The sequence below is a fragment of the Flavobacterium sp. DG2-3 genome (assembly GCF_030730925.1).
In the GTDB taxonomy this organism is placed as follows: domain Bacteria; phylum Bacteroidota; class Bacteroidia; order Flavobacteriales; family Flavobacteriaceae; genus Flavobacterium.
Genome location: NZ_JAVAMB010000010.1, coordinates 20,695 through 44,180 on the forward strand (window position 1 = coordinate 20,695; position 23,486 = coordinate 44,180).

The following is a 23,486-nucleotide window of genomic DNA, read 5'->3' on the forward strand; positions in this document are numbered from 1 at the left end:
AAAAAGAAGCTTCTTTAATTTGAAGAAGCTTCTTTTCTTTTATCTGATTATCTTTATATAAGCGCTATAAGGATCGTCTTTAAGCGAGGTTCGCATATAATATACGTTTTCGTCTTTTTCTTTTAAATCAAACTGAATCAAGCCTGCATCACAATAATAATAAAGCAAGTTTTCATCTGCAGGAAATTCGATATTAGAAATCGGAAGTGTAGTTAGTTTTTCTTCAAAAGCGATTTCACCGTTTGATAAATCCAATTCAAAAAGTTTCTTCTTTTTGGTATATCCCCAAAGATTCTCCACTTCTTTAACAATGTATTCTACGTTGTCAGCTTTAAAATCGGTTTTCCAAAGCTGCGTTCCCGTTTTAGAATCAACAGCGTATATCGATGAAACTTCAGGGCCTTGTGCTGCAAAATATATTTTTTTGTCATGGCATACAATGCGTTCTTTAACGTTGCCTTGGTTTTCTTCAATTTTAAACTGCCACAAAACATCTAGGCTATTTGGTTTTAAAGCGTACAGCCAATTTTTATCGCCTGCTACAAAAACACTTTCACCATCAGTAGTCGGTTTTCCGTTCATGGTTTCGTCAAAAGTTTTTTGATTAAGCAATTTTCCAGTATTGGCTTCAAAACAGTAGACATTGTTTCCGCTTTGAGTAAAAATCTTATTGTCGAAAAATAATGGTTCAATATCGTTGGTTGGTGTGTCCAATTTATAGTTCCAAGCTAGACTTCCATCTTTTAAATCTAAAGCATATAAATTACTGCTTTGGTTTTGGTTTTGAGCTGTAATAAATAATTTTCCGTTAGCTATAATCGGAGTTTGATCTTTTAAAACAATCTGATCTGTAATGTTTCCTAATCTTGATTTCCAAAAAATATTGCCTGTTCCGTTATCTACAGCATAAATTTCACCATTAACAAACGGAATATATACAACTCCATCATGAATCGTTATTTTGTTGGCACACATTTCAGCAGGAGCATCAGCAGTTTTTAAAGTCCAAACAATGCTTTCTACTTCCAGATCCCATGAAAAAAGAGAACCGTCGTAATCGTAAATTAAAATTGAAGTATCATCCAGAGACTCTTTTTTAAGCGGTTTTATAGATTTATTAGTAACGGCTTCTTCTGGCGGCAATTTGCTGTTGGTGTAATTGGTTTTGCTGGCGGGTGCTTGTCCAGACATATTGGCAAAGGCGAATACAAATAAAAGGGCTATTAGATTTTGTTTCATTGTAAGATTTGGGTTGAATTTTTTGATTGCTTTTTTCTCAAACATTTCACGAAGTAAATATAAACAAAAAAAGCTCCAGATTTCTCTGAAGCTTTTGTCTTTACTAAGTAGTCCGTGGGGGAATCGAACCCCCCTTACCAGGATGAAAACCTGGCGTCCTAACCGATAGACGAACGGACCTGCTTTGCTATTGCGGGTGCAAAAATGCAACTATTTTTGAGATGTGCAAAGGATTTTTTGAGATTTTTTTGGATTATTTTTTAAAAAGCTGAAAAGCTGTTGTTTATATATTGTAAAAAAAATAAAAATTAAGATTTATCTGAAGTTCTAATGCAATCTTTTTAATAGAAAAGCTGTAGACCTTCTGGATTTTATTTAAACATTACAGAAAAAGAATATATTTGAAAATAAATTTCTATCAATAAATAAGTTTAGATATAAAGAAAGCATGCACACAATAAAACAGAGACGATTATTTACAAAAAGGGAATACAATATTCTGGATAACAAATTGCACTATAAGACATCCTATATTGGTGGAGAAGCTGAAGGTGTTGTAGCTTTTGAAAATTTAACAAAAGAAAAGGTGACACATAAAACAACGAATCCTGTCTTACTTGTTATAGCATTTCTAATTTTGGGAATGGCAGGAATCTCGTTTATTCTTCGAAACGAAAAGGACGCAGATCCAGATATGTGGATAGTTTTCAGTTTTATGTCTATTGTAATGTTGAGTGTGTATCTAATGATGAATGAGAATTCATGGAAAATCAAAACTCATAATGGAGGATATCTTTATTTGTTTAAAAAAAAGCCTAATGAAAAGATTGTTGATGGTTTTATAGAAACATTATTTAGTGAGCGCGATAACTATTTAATAGATAGATATCTAAATTTTGATCCTAATTTAAATGAGATTCAGGCAAATGACTTAAAATGGTTGTTGAATGTAGAAGCAATTTCTAAAAAAGAATTTGATAGATATTATCTTGATCTAAAATTACTATATGCACCAAAAAATGGAAATATAGGTTTTTGAAAAACGATGCATTAAAGTATAACCAAATTAAAAACTAGGAAAGAATCTAACGATTAAAAAATGAAGGGTAAATTTAAAGTGGTAATCTTGCTATTGACGACGATAATGATATTTAGCTGCAATAAAAAAGATAATAGTTTTACCAAGATTCATAATTTTAAACAAATTAAACTTTATGAAATACATTGTGATGAAAAAGTTTATTTTTCATTAGAAAAAGGTAAATGTGATTCAATGCCATCATCATATGTATATCCCAAAGGAGATAGTGAAGATTATTTTTGTGTTTTCTTACGAACTAAAAATGGCAAATTAGAATTATATTCTCCTTATAATGATATCGTTAAAATTGGAAATATTACAAATCAGATAGATTTTTTTGAGTATAGAAGTTATGAAGATAATATTTTTATTGAAGATTCCATTAAAGGTAAAGCATACGCGATTGATGGTTCAACTTCTTTGTGACAAAATCAACAGTATGTAGGGATTATGAGCCTAATAGTTTTAAATTTAATATTTAGAATGCAAAAAAGCCTATTACTTAAAAAAAATAAAAATTTATGTAAACAAAAGCTTTAGAGAAATCTGGAGCTTTTTATTTTATAGTTTAGTTAATTAAGTTTTTCTGTTGAATCGTTAATCGATAAATAAATTTTTTGCCGTATTCTTAGTGTTTGGAGGGAATACTTAAATAAAATTTTAAAAATGAGGAAAGACGTAAGGATTTGATTTTTGAATTAAGTATATTCGTACAGGTTTAATAGTTTTCTAAAAAAATCACATAAGTGAATTAGAGTGTTTTTTAAATGATTTCTGGAGAAAGAAAGATTTGAGAAAAGATATTTAGTTCTTATAAAATATAGAAAAAATTCTTGCGCAAGGATAGACAAACCCCCAAGTGTCTTTAAATGATTGGGTTATTAACTAAATGATTAAAACCTTATTTTATGTTGAAGAAAATTTTAAAATTAGACGGAGCTCAAGAATTAACTAAAAATGAGCTAAAAGCGGTAAAAGGCGGAGTGACAGAAGTTTGTGCTAGAGCACTTGCAAGTGGACAAGCCATCTTAAAAAATGGAGCACCATGCCCTCCAGAATATCCTCTAGCTGGTGGAGGTTGTTGCTTTGCAGATTAGTTATTTGTAAAAAATATTTATTTTAATAGTTGGGATTTTATGATTTTTTATACTTCGCAAAAATCTCCAAGTTTTTACCCTTCAAACAAGTAAAACAAAAGTAAAGCAAAAAAAGCTTCAGAGAGATCTGAAGCTTTTATCTTTAATAGCGGGAACAGGACTCGAACCTGTGTCCGCTGCGGCGGATATGAGCCTTTCGTTCAAATTAATTCAAAAAAAAAACACCACTTTGTTTAAAGTGGTGTTCTGTTAGTAGCGGGAACAGGACTCGAACCTGTGACCTTCGGGTTATGAGCCCGACGAGCTGCCTACTGCTCTATCCCGCGATGTTTCGGGTGCAAAGATACACACTAAATACGGTTTTGCAAGTTATTTTAGGATTTTATTTTTTTAAATTTTAAAATGAGATGTTTTTTCTTAGATTTTATAATCCAATAATTCTTCGTAAACATTTCCTTTTAAGCCTAATAGCAAGCCAAAAGCAGGTTCGGTTTTTATGCCTTTTTCTTTTAGATTAATAATCTGTAATCGGAAGTTTTCGTCTCTTGAGCTTAAAATTTGGTGTTCAATCACCATATGTCTGTAGCCATTTTGAAGTTCTGTCGGAATATTTTGTCCGAAGATTTCAATTTCAAAAGCGTCGATGAAGAAGTTTGCAATAACAGATTCTTGGTTATTGATCAAATCTTCGCGAATTGTAAAACGATTTTCATTTTCGAACAATTGTTTTGTCTTTTCTATAAAATCAGATTTGTTTTTCCAATAGCAGACAATATCCAAATCACTGTTTTCAATATCAATATTGATCGGAATGGTGCCGACTAAAATAGGATCAAACTCAGCAAGATTTTCTAGAACTTTATAATGGGTTAAAACATCAAATGCCGCTTGCTGTTTTGGTGTTCCAGTTTGTAAATATGATAAATCTTTGAAATTAATCATTTCTAATGCTGTTTTTTTCTTCGTTTATTTCCTGTTCCAATCTTTTATTGATATCGATTTTGGAATTCGTGAAAACGAAAATTGTAGCGAGGTATCCTCTAGCATATCGATTGGTGACTTGACCGCCAATAACAGCCGTTTCAAAATACGGACTTGTTTCTTTCATTTCTTTGTCGTTTTCTTCAAAATCCTTAACACGTATAAGGTTTTTGTACGGAATGCTGAGGTCAAACCAATTCAGATAATCGGCATTGAAAGAGACTGCTTTGATTTCTTTTTTAGTGTAATAATTAATCGCTCCGGCTTGTCCATAATTATCGCAAAGCACAATAGTTTCTTTCTGATTTGGCACTAAAGCATAAAGCGAATCTGTTTTTCTAGCCAATTCTTTCCAACCCAGCATATCGGCAAAATCCTGAGGTAAATGATGGTCTTTTCCGTCTTCCCAGCGAAGCAATCCCAGTTTTTGGTAAGGCTCTGAATGCGCCACCATATATTCTGGACTTTTATTAGGAAAAGCAACATGGTAAAGAGGTATAAAAAGCAACAATGGAATGAGAATAAAAACAGGTTTTAGAAAACGTTTCCATCCCTTATCTAGAATTTCTGCAATATAAACCGCTCCAAAAGCAATATAAATAGGATAAAGTCCGATGGCATAATACGCTTTTGCTTTAAAATAAATGAAAATTAAAAGTGTGAAAACAAATGAAGCAAAAAAGAGTTGGTATTTTTTGAAAGGTTTATAAAATAAAACTGCGTAAAGTCCGAACAAAATAACGGGTAATCCGCCGATAAAGAATAGCAGCTGTTCTTTTAGAAAATCACCTAAATCAACATTTACTAATTGTGTTTCGGCCAATTCCTTCATGTGATGTACAATCGGAAAATGATTGCTATACTGCCAATACAAATTGGGAAGAATGAGTATCAGTTCTAAAATCAAGGCAAAATAAAACTCTTTTTTTGCGAGTATTTTTCGTTGCTTGGAAAGTAAAACAGCAGGAATTAATCCGAGTAGTGAAAACACAATATTATATTTGTTCAGGAAACCAAAGGCGAAAATTACCCCTCCAAAATAAAGCCATTTCGTTTTTTCGGAAGTCAGATATTGAATCAAAACATAATAAAGTGCCGTCCAGCATAAAACGTCAAAAGAGTTGGGCTGATAAAGCATGTTTAAACGCAAAAGACACGAAAGCAAAACACATATTCCTCCAAGAATTAAAGCGTATAGATTACCTTTTAAAAGTTCTATAGTTTTCCAGACAATTAAAAGTGTGAGTGCACCAAATAGGGCAGGGAAGAACTTGATCCAGAAAACTGAATTTCCAAGTTGCAGAATAATATACGAAAACCAGGAAGTAACAGGCGGAACAGATAAATAACCCCAAGCCAAATGATGCGCTTGATCGAGATGTAGATATTCATCGCGCTGCAAATCGTATTCGGGACTAATTAATACATATTGCAAAATGAATTTTAAAAGTATAAATCCGAATAGAATTAGGTTCTTTTTGGTCATTTGGTTCTGTTTTTTGATTGAGATTGATAATATACAGCTAATATATTATTTATTTTGAATTAAAGGTAAACAGATGAATTGTAGGGAAATAAAAAAAGCTTCAGAACATTCTGAAGCTTTTGCTTTTTTATGCTTTTTAGAAAATTATTCCTCTACAGCAGTTTCAAATTCCATGTGATCGACAATTTCTGCCTCTGGTTTTTCTGGTTTAGAAGCTTTCAAAGCATTAAATCTTTCTAGCATTTCAGTTTCGCCTTCTTCACCGCTGAAATAAGGAAAAACATCCATAATGGCCGTTTCTGTAATAGCCGGAATAGAATATTCGCCCATTGTATTTTTCATTATATGAAGTGTGTTGTCAAAAGCTTCGCGCACGTCATTTGCCTGAACTAGCATATACATGCTTGTTTTTCTCTCTTTTCCGCTTTCTTCATCATAAGCAATCAAAGTGATTTTAGATTTAAACCATCTGTCTGCATTTTCAAAAGGATGAATTTCAGCATAATTTGCCACTTTAATAGCCGTGATTTTAAATTCTTCACTAGTATAAGCGGCCATTTCTTCGGTCATTCTTTTTTCAGCTTCTGTATACGACAAAGCGTCAACCAAATAAGGCTCGGTTAAAACTTTTTGCCCACCAGTTTCATCTGTTTTTCTATATTTTACTTTGCATTCGTACCAAGTTGCGCTCATCTCTTTAAAATTTTTAAGGATGCCAAAGATAAATTTTACAGCAAAATAAACCGTTAAATCTTCAAATAGATATTCACAATTTTAGCAGATTTTTGATAACGTTTTGATGTTCTGAAAGTTGTGTTTTTGTTACATGATTTATTTTCATCACCAAAAAATAAAAATATTCTGGCTCTATTTTAGATTTTAAATTATTGCACAACAATTGTTCAAAAAAAAAGATGATTTCTTAAATCCAAAAAATCAATTTGTTCGTAAGTGTCCTTAACAATGGCTGGGAAATGAGGTAAATTCAAATGGTATTGGTTTTTGGAGCATATTGAATCTTACTGCATTTCCAGCTATTTTTTTATATAAATATTAAAAATAAAAGGTTGGGAAAATTAAACGTTCAAAAGTTGCAAGAGACTTTAAAGTATCTGGAAACAAAACAGCGCGAATTAAAAAGACAAGATCAAAACGATACGCGAAGCTTGGAATCGATGATTAAATATTTGAAAAAAGATATGCTAGAACAGCATAGTTTGTCAGATCATCATCAATTGATAAAACAAGAAATCAAAGACACTGAAAGTTTTATTGAAAACGTCAAAAACATTATTAAAATCAATTCTTAAAATAGTTTTTTATTGTAAAATTTTACTTTTATTCCAACTTAAATTTTTCGTTTTTACAATCTAGAATCAATTTGTGGTTTAGGAAAAGTTTGTTTCCAATCATTCCCTGCATTCCGGATCGTTTCATTAAGAATTTTTGCAATTCTGAAGTTCCTTCTATGTAAGTGACTTCAGAAAGGTCTAAGATTGCTTTTTCGAATTGTATTTTCTTTTTCGCGGAAGCGGAATAAACACTCAAGGTATTTCCCCATGAATTTCCTTTTTCGGTTTTAATAACGCTGTTTTTATTGCGGTATTTCTGCCAGATTTCTTTTGTCGTGATCAGTTCATAACCGCTTGTTCCGGTATCGTATAATAATTTTAGATTTTCATTTTCGATAATTGAAGGAATTAAAATTTTACGTTTTTTGAACTCAAAATCAGTAAAATTTTCTTTTTTGATTTTTTTTACAAAAGAACATTGATTGTTTTTAAAATCTAAAACTGTAATTCGTTTTTCTAATAAATCGGTTCCGATTGTGCCGATTATATTTTCTGCTTTTGAATCCTCAAAATTGACTTTTTCACCATAATTCAGAATTTCAAAAGTCTCAGAAACAATATTCATATTTTTAATTTTGAAAGCTGTTGAAATCTCATTTTTTTCGGAATTCATTTTAATCTGATTGGGAAATTTTTCAGAAATAGATTCTAATGACTTTTTGTAGAAAACTGTAGTTGCCGAACCCGAGTCAAATTGCATGTAAAAAGTTTGATCGATTCCGTTTATTTTTATTGGCAAAAGAAGTGCGGAATGTGAGTTTTCATTGCTAGAAATCCATTTCATCGGAATTTTTTCGGCAATTCCAGTAACTTTCAAATAATTCTCTGGCGGTGTGAATTTCTTTTGAAAATAAAGATATCCTCCCAAAAAAAGGAAAACGATAATAATTAAAAATGCGGCTGTAATTTTCTTAACTAATTTCATGTCTAATTTTTCTGCAAGATTCGGGTTTCCTTTCCGTTTTTCGTGCAAAAACAATACGACAGTTTTACGCCATTTTTATGACTGTGTTTATAAGAAATTGTTTTTCAGTTTGATAGCTAATTGCTGTTTTTGGTTTAAACTGATTCCGTTTACAATTACAATTACTAATTTTAAACAAAGAATAGCAAGCAGAGGAATTAAAAATAATGGAAATTTTAGCGAAAATGCACTTTGAAGAAACGGACTTATAATCAGTAAAAGAGAAAGAATCAGACTTAAAACAATCTGAATGCTTACAATTTGTTTTCCGATTTCTTTATTTGCAGCATCTGTAGTTTTATACGTTAAGATTAAAGGAAAAATAATACTTCCGAACGGAATAATAAGTCCTGACAAAACTGAAAGATTAATGATTTTAGCTCTTTCGATTGGAGTATTTTCTTTTTTGAAAATGAGATTTTCAGGATTGGTTTCTAGCGCTTCGGCGATGGTTTTTAGAGTAAAACCTTTTAGACTGTTTCCAGCCTCAATTCTCTGAATAGTTCGCAATGAAAGACCCGATTTTTCGGCAAGTTCATTTTGAGTCATGTTTTTTTCTTCTCTCAAAAATTTAACGTTATTCTTCATTGTTCTGAATTGTGGTATCGAAGCTAAATTATGAAAAAAACTTTTGATGAAAACAACATAATAAAACCTTGGAATTACAGGCAAATTCGAAGTTTTAATAAAAAATTAAGTTTTTTTCTTTAACAAAAATTACTAACTTGTTGTGAAATAAATTATTCCTTTAATGTTATTGTCATAAAATTTTCCAATTATGCGAGTATCCGTTGTTCGAAAAAATATAAAATTTGCCCCAGATTCCAGAAGAGTTGTTGCCCGATATTTTATGAATGGGCAAGAAAGAACCCAGCAAATGGTGGTTCGGATTATGATGCTGGACGAAAAACAAGTCTTGCAGACTTTGGAACAGACGCTTCGCGAATTTGCGAGAAGACATCGAAATATTTCGGCGGTATTTTTTAGACACTGTGAGCGAATTAGACCTATAATAGAAGGAATGCAGATTGATTATGATGGATTGTCTTTAGACCGAAAAATGCTGATTGGTTCTTATTGCACAATGGAATATGCAATCGAATCTGCTGCGATTTTTAATCCTTCTATTGTAGAAGATTTTGATCAGACTGGATTGGAAGCAGGAGAAAAACGAGTAATTATTTCTTTTCGAGCAACTGGTGAAGGCCATATTTCGTCGATTGTTTTTAGAAGAGGAATTTTGGATCGCAACAATGATCTGCACATTATGAAAATCGGAAGCCATATTGATCAGGCAGAGATTGAACATAAAACCTTATTTAATAAAGAGCGATTTTTAACCAAATTGTATGAAATGCATACAACGGACAAATATATTGCTCAGATTATGCAGGATCTTCCCGAAGAGTTTGAATTTGCAGTACTTAAAAACACACTGATTGAAGCTTTAAAAGATCCTTTAATACGTGAAGAAAGAAAGGTCGCGCTACAAGAAATATTGTGGCTGGCGAATTCTTTTTACGATTTGCAGTTTAAACACGATTCGGATATTACAGAACGTGTTATATTTCCGATTTCAGACTCCGAAAGTCGCGGAATAGAAGATGCTCGTTTTGTGCGTTTTGTTGATGATAATGATTCTGTTCGAGTTATGGCAACTTATACGGCATATAACGGACATACGATTTTGCCGAAGTTAATTTCTACCGAAGATTTTTATAGTTTTAGAGTAATGCCACTTCATGGAGAAGGAGCACAGAATAAAAATCTGGCTTTATTTCCTAGAAAAATAAAAGGCAAATATGCCATGCTGGCGAGAATTGATGGTGTAAATAATTACATTATGTATTCTGATAGGGTAACGCAATGGAATACGCCTGTTTTACTCCAAAAACCTAAGTTTACTTGGGAACTCACACAAATAGGAAATTGCGGATCGCCTCTTTGGACAGAAGAAGGCTGGCTTGTAATTTCGCATGGAGTAGGAACGATGAGACGTTATTGTATTGGTGCATCGCTGTTTGATCTCGACGATCCTTCAAAAGAAATAGGAAGACTTTCGGAACCTTTGCTTTCTCCTTTAGAGGATGAGCGTGAAGGCTATGTGCCAAATGTGGTTTATTCTTGCGGGGCAATAATTCATAACAGCAGCTTAATTCTCCCTTATGCCGTATCAGATTATTCCTCAACTTATGCGGTAGTTGATTTAGTAGAATTGCTGGATGCACTTAAGAAAAGTAAGTAAACCGTCTTTGATTTAAACACATAGAAACATAGTCCATTCGCGAAAGGACGGGATTAAAAAGGCGTTTCACTAATTTAAATTCACATAGCTTATCCATGTGTGGAAATTTGTTTCTTTTTGCCTCCTTTTTCGAGCTATAGTCTATGTTTCTATGTGTTTAAATGTATTATTACCTTTTGTTGAGGTTTGGAATTTTTTCAATTAGATTTTTCCAATATCGTTTTGGCATGTGTTTGATATGAAGTTTGGTGTTTTTTCTCGATTCTATATTGACACTGCTGAAATAGTTGCGCCATAAATTCTGGAAAAATTCCTCGCTTTCATTATTTATTTCAGCTAAAAAACTGGAAGAATTAGATTCAAACTGCATTTCGACTGTTGAGACATTTTCAAGATTATAATAAATTCCGTATCGGCGTTTGGAGTCATAAATGAGCCAGCGCTGATCGGCGTAACGGTTTTTAAAATGTTGTTCAATAAGTGGTAAAACATCGCAGTCTGGTTCTACAATGGCATAATACAAATCGTCTTTTGTTAGTTTAAAACGAACAAAAGCTTTCATTCTGTGGCTTTCTTTTCCGGTTAGATGGGCTGCTTTTTTTACATTCAAAACTTCGCTTCGGCTTAAATCTCCTTCAATATTAATAGGACTTGAAAATGCATATTGGACAAATCGAAATAAGATTTCTTCAATCTTATCCAATTCAGATAAAAAGGCAAAATAAATATTCTTACAACCGTTTGTAGAAAGACGCTGCTCGAGACCATTCAACACCCGATTTGCTTTAGTGCTGTCGTTTGTTACAAAATGAATGTTTGAAAAAAGTAACGAATTGGAGCTCTCTTGTTTTGCAAAAACAACATCTTTTAGTTTGTATTCGTAGATTTCAAAAACGGCGGTAAGCCAGCCTTCGAAACTTCCGTCGTAAATTATCTGTGTCATTTGAATTAAAATAAAGAAAGCTGGTTCGAAAAATCATTCTTGTATTTACTGTTCTGCAAATTCAAAATCTGACTTTTTATCTGGATCGAAGTCAAATCTTTCTGCATATAAAAAGGCGACGAAAAAGCTAAAAAATATTTGGAACGGTTATAGGCAATTCCTAATTTCTTTAAATCTTCGGGCTGTAATCTTTTGAAATTTCTGGCCGCAACTATTTTTTTAGCGCTCAGAAAACCAATTCCAGGAATACGCTGAATCAATTCTAAATCTGCCGTATTGATATCAACCGGAAATTGATCTAGATTTCGTAAAGCCCACCCTAATTTAGGATCAATATCCAGATCGAGATTCGGCTGATCAAAACCCACAATTTCTTTTACATTAAATCCGTAATAACGTATGAGCCAATCGGCCTGATACAGACGGTTTTCTCGAATCATCGGAACAGGAGTTCCAATCGCGGGGAGTCTATTGTCATGGCTTATGGGCACATAACCAGAATAATACACGCGGCGCATTTTCATTTGTTCGTAAAAATAATTGGCCATTCCGAGAATTTCCATGTCGTTTTCTTTTGTAGCTCCAATTACCATTTGAGTGCTTTGCCCTGCAGGAGCAAAAAGGGGTGTCTTATAATTGGCTTTTTTCTCTTCTTGATAGCCAACGATTTCATTTTTAAGATATTCCATTGGCTTAATAACGTCGGCATGATTTTTATCTGGAGCCAAGAGTTTAAGGCTTTGTTCTGTCGGCATTTCGACATTTACGCTTAAGCGATCGGCATACAATCCTGCTTCTTTCAACAATTCTTCACTAGCGCCCGGAATTGCTTTTAAATGGATATAGCCATTAAAATTTTCTTCCAATCGAAGTTTTTTTACAATTCTCACCAAACGCTCCATCGTATAATCGGGATTGTCAAAAATACCCGAACTCAGAAACAAGCCTTCTATATAATTTCTTCGGTAAAAACCAATCGTCAAATCTACAACTTCCTCTACAGTAAAAGCGGCACGTTTGATGTCGTTACTTTTTCGGCTCACACAATAAGCGCAGTCAAAAATGCAATGATTGGTAAGCAGAATTTTCAACAGAGAAACGCAGCGTCCGTCTTCGGTAAAGGCATGACAAATGCCACCTCCAGTGTCGCCTAACCCTTTGTTTTTGTTTTTGCGCGTGCTCTGTCCCGATGAACAAGAAACATCATATTTGGCTGCATCTGCTAAAATCGCCAATTTTTCCATTACTCTGTCCTGTACCATTTTGCTCTTTTTTAGTTGTTTTGGAAATGAAAATTCAATCTTTCAAAGCTAGGAATTCATGCTAAAAAAGAAGCTGGAGAGGCTGTTCTAAATTGTATCAATTTTTTTTAAGAAGTCATTTTCGTATTAAAATTTTAATTAAATTTAAAACCCTGAAAAACAGGTATAAATACGGGGTCGTAAATTGTCAAAACTATTTACATTCGCCCCAATCGAAAAACTGATTTCCCCCCTTAACATTAGTTTTTCAGATTTAGGAGTATTAGCAGAAATTAAGAACAAACGGCTAAAACAATGAAATTTGTAAAAGGACAAGATGTTTCCTACACAGCATTGAGTGGGAGATCTTATAAGGGTACCATTATCGAAAGAAAAATGGATTTTAAAAAGGGGTTTATAATAAAATCGACTTCAAAAGAAAGAGATTTTCATTATCTCATTGAAATACAAAAAAACGGCACGACCGAGAAAATTCTTTGTGCCGAAAATCATCTTAAATTATTGGAAAAGAAAAAGCGTTCAGTAAAGAAAGCGGCTTAATTATAAGCAGCTAAATTCTCTGCAGTAAAGTTTTTACAATAGTCTTTTATCAATTCTCTAACGGATCTAAATTGTTCTGTAATTTCAGCATCTGTTCCTGTTGCTTTGGCAGGATCAGGAAAGTTGTAATGAAATTTAGCCGCTTTTGTTGGAAAAAATGGACAGCGCTCTTTAGCATTATCGCAAACCGTAATTACAAAATCGAAATCAATATTGGCGTATTCATCAATATTATTAGAAGTATGATTTGAAATGTCTATTCCATCTTCTTTCATTATCGAAATAGCTTTTGGGTTTACTCCATGAGTTTCGATTCCCGCGCTATATACGTCAGCTTTATTTTGAGCAAAAAATCTCATATAGCCTTCTGCAATCTGACTTCTGCAGCTATTTCCAGTACAAAGTATTAGTATTTTCTTTTTCATTTTTAACAGCATCCTGAATCTGGAGTACAGCAAGAAGCGTTTTCATTATTCAATTCAATAAAATTAAGCTTTTGCTTTTCTGCTGGAATTCCGCATGAATCTTGTGCTAAGCAAGCCGTTGTTTTGTTTTTTAAGAGAAACGATTTTCCGTTAAAACCTAAATCATATTTTCCAATTGTATCATTTTGATATTCAACTTCAATTTCAAAATCTTCTATATTTAACTTGTCTTCTGAAAGTTTAATAATGTGTAATAATTTGGAAGGCTTCAATCGATGTTCAAAATCATTGGCGTTCCAAAGCTGAAAGTTTACAACTTTTTCAGTTCTAATAACGCCTCCACAATCAATAAAATGCTTTGTGACAATTCCAACTTCTGTAACATGAAAATGTTCGGGCACAAAAGTTCCATTTTCTAATTGAAACTCAACATTGTCCAATGTTGGTAAAATCTGTTTTATTTCTGATAATTTCATCTTGTTTTTATTTATTGGTTAAATGCAATATTACGATAGACTTTGTCAAAAAAAATGTTTTAGCAACATTTTGATTTTGATATAGTTTGTGTGATTTTTAAGAAATAGGAGTTTAAAATATCAATTGTTTTTTCATCAATGCAATAGCAAATGGTATTTCCAGAAATGCTTCCTTTAATAATTCCAGCATTTTTCAATTCTTTTAAATGCTGAGAAATGGTAGGTTGGGCAAGAGGCAGTTCATTCACAATATCACCACAAATGCATTCGTTTACTTTTAATAAATATTCGATAATAGCAATTCTTGCAGGATGCCCTAAAGCTTTAGCAATAATAGCGATCTGATTTTGTGCATCGGTAAAATGTTCTGTCTTAGTTGCCCCCATTTTTTTTGTTTTTATAATATTGCAATATTACGATATTGTTTTGAAAGAGAAAATTTTTTAAGAGATTAATTTGATTTGAAAAAACAAAAGCTTCAGATTTCTCTGAAGCTTTATTATATTTTTAGAAAAGAAAATACTTAGAAATTAGTATTGATCTTTTTTGAACGGTCAGCAATAAAAGAGATTAACCAAATAACCTGTCCTTCTTTTACAAAGTAAACTTTCTTTGTTGCTAAATCTGGAATACTTTCCAAACAAGTTACAAGAATGTTGTTTGCAGAAATCAGGTATTTTTGGTCGTAAGTGCTTAAAACTCTAGCAGCTTCTTTGTTTGTTTTTGCAAGAGTCGTAAACTTACTGAAGTTGTTTTTAAGAATAGCATCATAATCAATAACGTCTTGAAGAGTTAAAGCAACATAATGATCTTTGTTAACCTCTTCGTCAAAGAAAAGAGTAGAAAACGCCCAAACAGCTCCACCAGATAAGTATAATTTATTCTTTTTTGCTAAAGGAGGATTGGCATCAAATAATTCTTTGGTCTTTTTACGTAGAATCACATTGTAGTCAAAAGATTTTTCTTGATAAGTTGACATATCGTTTACCTGACTTTTATTTACCACTGTTTTTTCTACAGCATCAGTAAGCGTCATTGTTCCAAAATTAAGTTCTAAAGGAATAAACTCTAATTTATCGTCTTTTAGTTCGTCGATATAACCTCCTTTAGTAGTTTGAGCACCAATATCAAGCAAGAAAGCGGTAGCAAAGTCAACTGGCGGAATAGCACCTTTAACAAGCGTTTTTGCCTCTTCATTAACATCTAATATCTCTAATTGTTTTCCAGTTAAAAGAGCAATTTTTTTCTTTAAAACATCTACGTTACGTGCAGAAGCAAAAACAGGAGCGGCCACAACAAAAATGTTCTCTTCAAGAATTTTGTTTTCAGCTTTAATTTTTTGCAATTGGTTGGTAACCGTAACAGTAGTTCTAGTAATATCTTCCTGAGTAAGTTCGCCATTAGCAGTAATATGGTCAGCAAAAGGAATTCTCTCTGTCCAGAAAGAAAGGATTTTATAATCAGCTTTTCTGATGTTGCTTACGTCAATAACAGAAACTTTTATAGCTCTACGTCCGATTTCGATTCCGGCGTAAACACTTTTTTGAGAGAATAAAGTAACAGAAAAAAATAAAGTTAAAAGGGTAAAAAGTAAAATTTGGGGGTTGTGTTTGTTTTGCATTGTATTGATTTGCGGTTATAATAATTGAAAATGTACAACAGTTGTTAGTTCGTTTAATTTAAGAATACGCTTACCAGTGGTGAGATGGCGTAAAATATAAACTACTAATTTTTAAAGCTGCAAATTTATGAAAAACATCTGCTAAATAGAAAGCTCCTGATTAAGAAAATATTATTTTAATCAAGGAAAAGAGGTGCTAATATGCAAAATATTGAAAATTATTGTCGGAAATAGAATAATTTGTGTGGAGAAGTGCGAGACAGAGTGATAGTAAATATTGAAATAATTATTTAAATTAAAGTATTAGTAATAACTTCAAAATAAAGTTCTGGCAAAATTATTTTAAATTCCTGTGAAGTTTCCTCTTTAAACCAAAACAATATGAAATTTACATTTGCACTTTTGAGTTCGTAATTTTTAGCTTTCATTTCTTCAATTTTGATAATAAATTGTTTTGAAAACTTTAATACAGATTGTCCATTTGAATTTAAGCATTCGTTTCCACTGACATGCAGTTTATCGCCAGACATTAGTTGTGAAACTAAATTTTGCCTGTCAATAAAATAGTCCAGCCAAATATCCTTTAGAGTGGTATGGACAGCAATTTTATCTGGCGCAGTATGCACTTCATTATCGTCTATTTGTTCCAGATTTTCGGCGGTCAAATGATGAAGATAATTTGCATTGAGATGAACATGTAAATTACGTTTAGTTCTAGTCATTGCAACATACAATTGACGTTTAGCTTCATCGGTATCTTGATTAAAATTTTCAAGTAAGAGGAATACATTATCAAACTCTTTTCCTTTGGCTTTATGGATCGTTGATACAAACATTGTTTCACCATTTTGACTATAAAAATCCTCCAGTTTAGATTCCTGTATTAAAACTTTTAAATCAGATTTGTATTTTTTATTAGGATTAGTGTTTTCAAAATCTTTAATGAGATTAAGGCACACGTCTAGTTTATTGCTATTTCGGAAAGTGTTTTTTAGCTCTTGTTTGGCAGTATTCCAGATATCATCACTAATGGTGTAAATATCTGGTCCTAAATCAACTTTGCTTAAAAAAAATCGAACCTCAACTAGATTGTATAAATTAAAACCATCATTAGATTGTATTAGTTTTGCTTTAATGCCATTTTTTAAAAGCAGTCCTGCAACTTTTATAGATTCCTCGTTGGTTTTTGTGAGTATACATGTAGTTCCAGAAAGATCTGTGTTGGCGGCCTCAGTTACCAGAGGCGTAATCAGATTGGCGTTTTGATACTTAACAATCTTGATTTTTCCGTTATCGGTTTGAGTGGCAATAATCGGAGTTTCTTTTAAACGGTGTCGAATTTGTCGGACATATTGATTTGAAAATTCGACTAAATTACGCTTGCTACGGTAATTTTCAACCAATTCATGTTTGATGGCATTGTTGTCGTTAATAAACTGTTCCAGATATTTAGAACTAGCTCCTCTAAACTCATAAATATTTTGGTCATCATCTCCGACTGCTATAACTCTCATTTCATCATTCTGTTCCATCAATGCGTTTATGAGAGCGAACTCATCTGCATTCATGTCCTGAGCTTCATCAATCACTAAAACAGTCTTGGTGATTTTATTGGCTTCAACATCACCATTTTTAATTCTTTCAACAGTAGTGTTTAAAATAGCTGTCGATTTTTCTACAGTACCAACTTTACCTAAAAGATCGAAACAGTAAGAATGAAATGTTTTGATTTCGATAAAATTTGCAGCATTGCCAATTAGATCTAATAAGCGTTTTTTAAATTCGGTAGCTGCAGCTCTTGAAAAAGTAAGCATGAGCAACTGTTCATGCTTTACGTCTTCCATTAGCAATAGCGAGGCAAGTTTGTGAACTAAAACTTTTGTTTTTCCACTGCCTGGGCCAGCAGCTACAACTATATGCCTTGCTTCATTATCATTAATAATCTTCAATTGCGTAGGAGATAATTCGCCAAATAGCTGCCTGAATTTTGCGGGAGTAATATTCCGTTTAATTTCATTTTGTCTGCTGCCTTTAAAATATTTGTTCAAAAATGAATCATAATTCAGATGGAAATAATCTTCCACAAACTGAAGCGCGTTTTTGTAATCGTCAATCATTCTTTGAGCATACTCGCCCACAATATGAATTTGCTGCACTTTACTTTCGTAAAATTGATCAAGCTTTTGATAATCGTCTTTTGTGTATTGTTTTTTATTATTTTGTTCCGTTCGTTCAATGGTTAAAGCATTGTAAACAACAAGAAAACCGCCTTCTATCTTTATTGCCTCGATTCGAGAAAGGTAAAACAGGGTATCTTCAATATCATAAATACTTATTTCTTTTTTGAAAAGGTTGTCGCTGTTTTCATAAGCAGACTTTAATTCATGAACCGAGAACTCAACTAGAATTTCTTCTTTATCTTCCTGATCTTTTGCAATGTTCTTCATTTTATTATCATAGAAGAAAGAAGTAATGAAATTGGCGAGTTCATGGCGTTTTTCAAGCTTCTCTTTTAACTCTTTCTTGTTTTGAAGACAGAGCAAGGCAATATGGTTTTTGGTGTGTTCTAAATTTTTCCTTTTAATCCAGTTTTTAATACACCAAAAATTAATAATTGTTTTTATTTTATTAGTGCTTACATTTTCACAGCCATATTTTTCAGCATTTTCGTTCAATTCTTTCAAATTAAAATTACATTCTTCTTCCTTAAAGAGTGGAAATAAAAAGCTTTCAATTTTACTGTATGTTTCTACAATGGCAAGAGAACGGTTTTTATGTTCTGTTTTCTTTATAAAAGCTGTTAAATCTTTGGCATCGGCTAAAATGTTTTCTTCTCGTAATAAGTTAATTATATTAATAACTTCTTCTCTTACAATTCCCAAATGATCGCTAATATAATCTACCCTTGATTCGGCAGTTTCATTGCTAGACTCTTTTCTGCTTCGGCTTGAAAAAAGTTTCTTTATAATTCGTGCACCTTGTTCTTTTTGTTTTTCTCCAAATTTTTTCGAAGAGTTTATTTTTTCAATAGCTTTCTGAGCATTTTCAGATAAAATACTGCTGGCAAAAATCCTTGGCATATTCTGTCCGCGTTTAAGATATCCAGCTTCTTCTAGGGCCGCTATTGCTGTAGTGACTCGCGTTTCTATTTCTACAACACTATCATCCCAGCCAGCTTTTCTGGCTATTTCTAATGCAGAATTAGATATTTTAGAACGAAATCGTGTAATATTTTTTATCGCTTTCCAAACCTGTTGAATTTCTCTTATAGAAAGTTTGGTTTGATTTAGCAGAATAAAGTGTTTACTAAGATCTTCTTCATTAAACAGCACAAAACAATCTGCTGTAATATTTTCGTCTCTACCAGCGCGACCCGCTTCCTGAATATAATTTTCGAGTGAATCTGAAATTTCGTAATGAATAACCAAACCCACGTCTTTTTTATCTACTCCCATACCAAATGCAGAAGTAGCCACCATAATTTGAGTTTCTCCACTTAAAAATGCATTCTGGTTTTCGGTTTTATCCTTTTTATCCATTTTGCCGTGATATGGTTTTGCATTAAAACCATCTTTTACCAGCTGTTCGGCAAGTTTATAAGCTCTGATGGTTCTAGAGACATAGATAATTGTCGGACATTTTTTCTCTTCAATCAAATCTCTGACGGTCAGATATTTTTCGTCTTCGTTTTGCCTTTTAAAAACCTTGTAATGAAGATTTGTGCGCGCTGCTTTTGAAGTGAATACTTCAAGATTTAGCGATAACTTGTCATTAAAATAATCCCGAATATCTTCAATTACTTTCTGTTTTGCTGTTGCGGTAAAGCACGAAACGGGTATGCTGTCTTCAAGGTTTTTCTTTTCTTGAATTAATTTTATAAAATCTCCAATGTAGAGATAGTCAACTCTGAAATCTTGTCCCCAAGATGAAAAACAATGCGCTTCATCAATCACAAATCGGGCAACTGTCCTTCCTAAAATTAGTTTTTCGATAGTTGTGGAACGCAATGATTCTGGAGAGATATATAGAATAGAAGCAGATCCATTTTCAATTCTTTCCAATGATTTCGCTCTTTCAATCGGGTCCAATAGTCCGTTTATAGTTACCGCCTCGGTTATTCCGTTTTTTTCAAGATTGTCAACCTGGTCTTTCATTAACGACTGAAGAGGGGAAATTATAATTGTGAGCCCTTTATAGTTTTCGGCGCTCATAAGAGCAGGAACCTGAAATGTAATTGATTTTCCGCCACCAGTGGGAAAAACGGCTAATACCGATTTATTATTAACCGCAGCCCTAACGGCTTTTTCTTGAAGCGGTTCACCACCATAGGTACGGTATGAATTAAAGCCAAAGAATTTACTTAATCCTTTAAATATATCTAGTGAATTGTTGCAGTAATTGCATCCAGTTAAGCAGGGTTTGCTTCGTAATAATAACATGATCCGTTCTACTTCGGGATAGTTTTTAAGAACCCACGGAGGCGTAATGGAGTGAAGCTTTTTATGAACTATAAACGAATTAATCAGCGAAAGACAATAGGCCAATTCGATAGGGTGTTCAGCTATTATTCTAGTTAAATTTGAATGTTCACAAATTTCGTTACTGAATTTCGATCTAATAATAATTTCTGTTTCAGAATTTACACTATTATAATTTATAAACCGAAAAAACGCGCCAAATTCTTTTGTTGGATTTAATAAAAGCCAAAAGATTTCTTTAAGCGTTTCATCTGTTTGCCAAAATTCAGCAACTTCGCTATTAAATAAATCACGTGCTTTTATAGAATCGTTTAATGGGTTGTTTCTTTCATCGGTTTGAAGTTTGTCATCTTTTACTAAGGAATGATAAGGCATTGTTGGAAACAGTAATGCAGATAGATGTAAAGTATCAATTATATTGGAAGGATTAACGCCTGCTTGCTGAACTGCGTTTCCTATGTATTTTATATCATGATTTAAAATGTTGTGGCCGCAGATATATTCGCTTCCTTTCAAAAACTGAGTAAAATTGTCTAAAGAGGTCTGATGAAATAAATTGCCGTCTTCCTTCATTGCACCCAAATCAAGAATTTTGCCTCTTAATTGTTCAATTTCGGTATCAATAAATGTAATTAAGCGGGTACTATTTTGTTCATCTATTAGCATTCAACTTAACAAGATTATGTTTTGATTTCTTTTGAGAAATAAATATGCAAATGTTTAAAGGAGAGGATGATATATAGCTAATGTAGTGTTTAATTTCTAAATTTAAAAGATTTGCTTTAAAATAAGTTTTTTTGTGTTAAATAAGAACTTACTTTAAAACGAAAAAAAATCCAGATTTTGCCAGAGTTTTCTATTTTGGATTTTTAATGTTTTGTTTACGAATGCTCGGTAAAAAAATATGTTTCTAAAAGATTCAAAGTTGTTTCATAAGTCGGTTTCAGTCTCACTTTTGCAACCAGCCACGATAAGAAACTCATAATCAAAATGTCTTTAGGACCGTTTTGTGCTACAATTATAAAATCTTCTATCGCTTTTTGAAATTTTGTAGTTCGAATAATTTCGGGTTTCATTACGTATTGTTCTACAAATAAAAGATAATGTACGACACGTTCTTCATTCACCGTTAAAAGATATTTTTTATAGCGTCGTTTAAAGCTTTTTATTCGCGATAAAGCCAGTTCTGTATTTTCTTGCTGAATGTGCAGAAGCAGTTCGACTAGACACTTTTTTATTGCCCAGTCCATTCCCATTTTCTTTTCGTACCAACTGTCAGTATGGTTTAATTTTGCCATTTCTTTAGCAGCTTTAGCTCCTGCATTTTGCTGGACATAAAAAACAATAAGCATGAGACGAATGTCATTTAAATCATTAGGATCTGCTTTTTTGTTTGAAGAAAGCGCTTTTTCAGCAATTTCTATAGCTTTTTCAGCATTGCCAAGATAATTTTGATTAAAAGCCAGTAATAAAAAATGCCTGAGACAGAAACGCTGATAATATTTTCCAGACTGTTTCTGAAGTTCGTTAAACATCAAATCAAGATAATTCAGAGATTCGGTAAACTGGCCGCTACGAAAATAAAAGTTTGCGATAAAATACAAGATGTAGATGTGATAGTATAAATGTCGGTCTTTTAGTTCGTTTTTTTTACTGATAAAATGATAGCTTTTAATGACAAAAGGCTGTATGAGAGAAAAATCATTGTTTATAGAGGCATACTCGTTAGCAATAAATAATATTTGGTACAGAGATTTAAAAGTTAATCCCTGTTTTAATGATATTCCATGCGTTTCGATGGTGTTTTTTATAAGTGCCTGAAAATCTACTATTCGGCCTTCGTGATAAATCGCTCCAAGTTCACGGCGCAAAACCGCATAACCTAAATTGAGCTGTTCTTCATATTCGAGCTGTTTTTTATTAGCTTTAAACTTCTGTATTATTTTTTCAATTGGTTCTGAGAGATTAAAATGTGCAAATTGTATCTGAGTCTGATAGATTTCGTTGAGAAGGCTGAAATGTTCAATACTCGCTGCAATCTCTTCGGCTTTTGCCAAACATTTAAAAGCCGTTTTGGTGAGTTTATGTTCAAAAAATAACCGACTTACGACTATAAGACGAAGAACTGCATTTTCTTGCGAAGTATCATTTTCAAAACTTCGATTCGCCATAAAATCAATCATGCTATCGTAAAGCCTTTTTCGAAGTGCATGATAAGCATCCAGACTTTTTTTGCCTTCTAGAAAATTATTTTTAATTTTTATATCGTCAGTTTTTAGAGAATTGAATAACTCTATATTTCCTGTATCTTTACGTTTATTCTTTTTTGATAGATAACTTATGAATGCCTTTTTTTCTATTTCATTCATCATATTGGCTATTTCTTGCAGTGCATTCATAAGTGCGGATTTATGAAGATAAAAATAGTAAAATGTATTTTTATATCGTCAGTTTTTTAAATAAATTGATTTTCACAACTTCTCATTCATTCAGACATTTGCTTCATAATTATAAAACATAAAATTATGGAACCGCTAAAATCAAATGAATTAAACAACAATTTAGAATCAAAAAATGCAAGATTAAACAATGGATATCCTTTAAAGCCGAGTGTCGCTTTTGTGGGCGCATCGTGGATGACTTTACTTATAGGGATGACCTCATATTGTATTGGACTTTATAATTCGGATATGGCTTACAACGAAAAAGGATATTATTTTACCATTCTTCTTTTTGGTCTTTTCTCAGTGATTTCAGTCCAAAAAAGCGTACGTGACAGGCTAGAAGGAATACCCGTAACCGATTTATATTATAGTATAAGCTGGTTTAGTACGATCGCTTCGATAGTATTATTAATAATTGGTCTTTGGAATGCCCAACTACTACTAAGCGAAAAGGGATTCTTCGGAATGTCATTTGTATTGGGCCTATTTTCTGCACTTGCTGTACAAAAAAACACCAGAGATCTTAAACAATTTGAATCGGCTAATGTATAGTTTTTAGCGGGCCTCATTACTGTCACATACTTGTGCAGTTTTGGGGTTTTCTAAACTTTAGAATAATTAAACAAAAAGCTTCAGAGAATCTGAAGCTTTTGTTTTTAGTAGCCGTAATGAATCAATTTCAAAACCAGTATTGATGATTCAACAAAATATTCACTATCTTTGCAAGATGTTAAATACTTCATTTAAATCGGATTTTGTATTGTAAACAATTTGTATTTCATGTACAAATTGTCCTTTCGTTTATTCTCGGGTAACTCTATTCGAGGATAGTCTCTATTATATCAATTAAAT

At 32.6% G+C, this 23,486-nt stretch carries 21 protein-coding genes and 2 tRNA genes; 7 read left to right on the forward strand and 16 right to left on the reverse strand.

What is annotated here, in order from left to right; genetic code table 11:
* Positions 1-39: 39 nt before the first annotated feature.
* Positions 40-1,239 (reverse strand): PQQ-binding-like beta-propeller repeat protein, encoded by a 1,200-nt coding sequence (locus Q9Q97_RS14785; RefSeq protein ID WP_306158420.1) that lies wholly within the window; start codon positions 1,237-1,239, stop codon positions 40-42.
* Positions 1,240-1,347: 108 nt separating this feature from the next.
* Positions 1,348-1,419 (reverse strand) — tRNA-Glu (locus Q9Q97_RS14790).
* A 268-nt stretch (positions 1,420-1,687) separates the two neighbouring features.
* Between Q9Q97_RS14790 and Q9Q97_RS14795 the strand changes: the two genes are divergently transcribed.
* From Q9Q97_RS14795 to Q9Q97_RS14805, 3 genes are all read left to right on the forward strand, one after another.
* Positions 1,688-2,278 carry a hypothetical protein gene (locus Q9Q97_RS14795; RefSeq protein WP_306158422.1) on the forward strand — a complete coding sequence of 197 codons (591 nt, stop codon included), beginning with the start codon at positions 1,688-1,690 and terminating at the stop codon, positions 2,276-2,278.
* A gap of 60 nt (positions 2,279-2,338) precedes the next feature.
* Positions 2,339-2,746, forward strand: a complete 408-nt coding sequence (locus Q9Q97_RS14800; protein ID WP_306158423.1) for a hypothetical protein — start codon at positions 2,339-2,341, stop codon at positions 2,744-2,746.
* 482 nt (positions 2,747-3,228) lie between these two features.
* Positions 3,229-3,417, forward strand: a complete 189-nt coding sequence (locus tag Q9Q97_RS14805) for a bacteriocin (RefSeq protein WP_306158426.1) — start codon at positions 3,229-3,231, stop codon at positions 3,415-3,417.
* Positions 3,418-3,670: 253 nt separating this feature from the next.
* Here the strand turns inward: Q9Q97_RS14805 and Q9Q97_RS14810 are convergent.
* From Q9Q97_RS14810 to Q9Q97_RS14825, 4 genes are all read right to left on the reverse strand, one after another.
* Positions 3,671-3,743 (reverse strand) — tRNA-Met (locus Q9Q97_RS14810).
* A gap of 91 nt (positions 3,744-3,834) precedes the next feature.
* Entirely contained in the window at positions 3,835-4,359 is a 525-nt protein-coding gene (locus tag Q9Q97_RS14815; RefSeq protein WP_306158428.1) for a DUF4269 domain-containing protein, read from the reverse strand.
* Positions 4,352-5,884 carry a glycosyltransferase family 39 protein gene (locus Q9Q97_RS14820; RefSeq protein ID WP_306158430.1) on the reverse strand — a complete coding sequence of 511 codons (1,533 nt, stop codon included), beginning with the start codon at positions 5,882-5,884 and terminating at the stop codon, positions 4,352-4,354. Before Q9Q97_RS14820 ends, Q9Q97_RS14815 begins: the two co-directional genes overlap by 8 nt.
* A gap of 144 nt (positions 5,885-6,028) precedes the next feature.
* Positions 6,029-6,577, reverse strand: a complete 549-nt coding sequence (locus Q9Q97_RS14825) for a DUF4494 domain-containing protein (protein WP_306158432.1) — start codon at positions 6,575-6,577, stop codon at positions 6,029-6,031.
* 374 nt (positions 6,578-6,951) lie between these two features.
* Between Q9Q97_RS14825 and Q9Q97_RS14830 the strand changes: the two genes are divergently transcribed.
* A complete protein-coding gene (locus Q9Q97_RS14830) occupies positions 6,952-7,194 on the forward strand; it encodes a hypothetical protein (protein ID WP_306158433.1) in 243 nt (80 codons plus the stop codon).
* A gap of 28 nt (positions 7,195-7,222) precedes the next feature.
* Here Q9Q97_RS14830 and Q9Q97_RS14835 read toward each other — a convergent pair whose 3' ends face one another.
* Both Q9Q97_RS14835 and Q9Q97_RS14840 read right to left on the reverse strand, forming a co-directional pair.
* Positions 7,223-8,161: a hypothetical protein gene (locus Q9Q97_RS14835; protein WP_306158435.1), complete on the reverse strand. Its 939-nt coding sequence runs from the start codon at positions 8,159-8,161 to the stop codon at positions 7,223-7,225.
* Between the two features lie 87 nt (positions 8,162-8,248).
* Positions 8,249-8,788: a helix-turn-helix domain-containing protein gene (locus tag Q9Q97_RS14840; protein ID WP_306158437.1), complete on the reverse strand. Its 540-nt coding sequence runs from the start codon at positions 8,786-8,788 to the stop codon at positions 8,249-8,251.
* A gap of 190 nt (positions 8,789-8,978) precedes the next feature.
* Between Q9Q97_RS14840 and Q9Q97_RS14845 the strand changes: the two genes are divergently transcribed.
* Positions 8,979-10,445: a glycoside hydrolase family 130 protein gene (locus Q9Q97_RS14845; RefSeq protein ID WP_306158439.1), complete on the forward strand. Its 1,467-nt coding sequence runs from the start codon at positions 8,979-8,981 to the stop codon at positions 10,443-10,445.
* Positions 10,446-10,614: 169 nt separating this feature from the next.
* Here Q9Q97_RS14845 and Q9Q97_RS14850 read toward each other — a convergent pair whose 3' ends face one another.
* Entirely contained in the window at positions 10,615-11,388 is a 774-nt protein-coding gene (locus tag Q9Q97_RS14850; RefSeq protein WP_306158440.1) for a TIGR03915 family putative DNA repair protein, read from the reverse strand.
* Positions 11,389-11,393: 5 nt separating this feature from the next.
* Positions 11,394-12,650 carry a putative DNA modification/repair radical SAM protein gene (locus Q9Q97_RS14855; protein ID WP_306158442.1) on the reverse strand — a complete coding sequence of 419 codons (1,257 nt, stop codon included), beginning with the start codon at positions 12,648-12,650 and terminating at the stop codon, positions 11,394-11,396.
* A gap of 294 nt (positions 12,651-12,944) precedes the next feature.
* Between Q9Q97_RS14855 and Q9Q97_RS14860 the strand changes: the two genes are divergently transcribed.
* Positions 12,945-13,190, forward strand: coding sequence for a hypothetical protein (locus Q9Q97_RS14860; RefSeq protein ID WP_306158444.1), 246 nt, complete (start codon positions 12,945-12,947; stop codon positions 13,188-13,190).
* Here the strand turns inward: Q9Q97_RS14860 and Q9Q97_RS14865 are convergent.
* The 6 genes from Q9Q97_RS14865 to Q9Q97_RS14890 form a co-directional block, all read right to left on the reverse strand.
* Positions 13,187-13,615, reverse strand: coding sequence for an arsenate reductase ArsC (locus tag Q9Q97_RS14865; protein ID WP_306158446.1), 429 nt, complete (start codon positions 13,613-13,615; stop codon positions 13,187-13,189). The genes Q9Q97_RS14860 and Q9Q97_RS14865 overlap by 4 nt on opposite strands.
* Before the next feature lie 2 nt (positions 13,616-13,617).
* Positions 13,618-14,091 carry a DUF6428 family protein gene (locus Q9Q97_RS14870; protein WP_306158448.1) on the reverse strand — a complete coding sequence of 158 codons (474 nt, stop codon included), beginning with the start codon at positions 14,089-14,091 and terminating at the stop codon, positions 13,618-13,620.
* Positions 14,092-14,150: 59 nt separating this feature from the next.
* Positions 14,151-14,477 (reverse strand): helix-turn-helix transcriptional regulator, encoded by a 327-nt coding sequence (locus Q9Q97_RS14875; RefSeq protein ID WP_306158450.1) that lies wholly within the window; start codon positions 14,475-14,477, stop codon positions 14,151-14,153.
* Positions 14,478-14,614: 137 nt separating this feature from the next.
* A complete protein-coding gene (locus tag Q9Q97_RS14880; protein ID WP_306158452.1) occupies positions 14,615-15,712 on the reverse strand; it encodes an exopolyphosphatase in 1,098 nt (365 codons plus the stop codon).
* A gap of 290 nt (positions 15,713-16,002) precedes the next feature.
* Entirely contained in the window at positions 16,003-20,856 is a 4,854-nt protein-coding gene (locus Q9Q97_RS14885) for a RecQ family ATP-dependent DNA helicase (protein ID WP_306158454.1), read from the reverse strand.
* Between the two features lie 215 nt (positions 20,857-21,071).
* The gene (locus Q9Q97_RS14890) at positions 21,072-22,589 is read right to left on the reverse strand and encodes a hypothetical protein (protein WP_306158456.1); all 1,518 of its coding nucleotides are present in this window, start codon (positions 22,587-22,589) and stop codon (positions 21,072-21,074) included.
* Positions 22,590-22,715: 126 nt separating this feature from the next.
* Here Q9Q97_RS14890 and yiaA point away from each other — a divergent pair, with 126 nt between their 5' ends.
* Positions 22,716-23,186, forward strand: a complete 471-nt coding sequence (gene yiaA / locus Q9Q97_RS14895; RefSeq protein ID WP_306158459.1) for an inner membrane protein YiaA — start codon at positions 22,716-22,718, stop codon at positions 23,184-23,186.
* Positions 23,187-23,486 lie beyond the last annotated feature (300 nt).